Origin of the sequence: Pseudomonas sp. HMSC057H01, assembly GCF_001836405.1 — a bacterium.
GTDB classification, from domain to species: Bacteria; Pseudomonadota; Gammaproteobacteria; order Pseudomonadales; family Pseudomonadaceae; genus Pseudomonas; species Pseudomonas aeruginosa.
The window spans coordinates 23,625-24,513 of sequence record NZ_KV828522.1 but is presented as its reverse complement, the minus strand read 5'-3'; the positions used below and the strand labels follow the sequence as shown (position 1 = coordinate 24,513).

Below are 889 nucleotides of genomic sequence, written 5' to 3'. Positions count from 1 at the left end.
CGGTCAGGGTCACGGTAGCGCCCGGCTCGGCGGTACCGCTGAGCGTGCTGCCGTTGCTCGGGTTGACCACTGGCGTGGCCGGTGCCACGGCGTCCACGGTGACGCTGGCCGGCGAACTGGCGTTGCCGGACGGGTCGGTAGCCGTGGCGTTGACCACCGTGCCGTTGGGCAACGGTGTGCTCGGGGTGAAGGTCCAGTTGCCGCTGCCGTCGGCGGTGACCTGCCCTATCGGGTTACCGTTGCCGTCGGTCAGGGTCACGCTACTGCCCGGCTCGGCGGTGCCGCTGAGGGTCGTACCGTTGCTCGGATCGACGGTGGGCGTGGCCGGCGCGACGGCATCCACGGTAACGCTGGCCGGCGGACTGCTGTTGCCGGCGGCATCCCTGGCCACCACGTTGACCACGGTACCGTCCGGCAACGGGGTGGACGGCGTGAAAGACCAGTTGCCGTTGGCATCGGCGGTGGTCTGGCCGATCGGATTGCCATTGCCGTCGGTCAGGGTCACGCTGCTGCCCGGTTCGGCAGTCCCGCTGAGTTCGCTGCCGTTGCTCGGCTCGACCACCGGCGCGCTCGGCGCCACGCCGTCGACGGTGATGGAGGTCGCCGGGCTGCTGTTGCCGGCGGCGTCCCTGGCCACCACATTGACCACGGTGCCATCCGGCAGTTGGCTACCGGGGGTGAAGCTCCAGTTGCCGTTGGCATCGGCGCTGGTCTGGCCGATCGGATTGCCGTTGCCGTCGGTGATCACGATGGTCACACCCGCTTCCGCCGTACCACTGAGGACGCTGCCGTTGCTGGCATTGACCTGGGGCGCGTCGGGGAAGTCGGGGGCTTCGGCGGTGACCGGGGTGCTGCTGTTGCCGGCCGGGTCGGTAACGATCACCGTCAC

Annotated in this window: 1 protein-coding gene; it reads right to left on the bottom strand. The window is 69.9% G+C overall.

All coding sequences use genetic code 11. The features are described from left to right. Positions 1-889: Ig-like domain-containing protein (locus HMPREF2581_RS33100; protein WP_256565220.1), on the bottom strand; the 889-nt coding region annotated here is incomplete at both ends.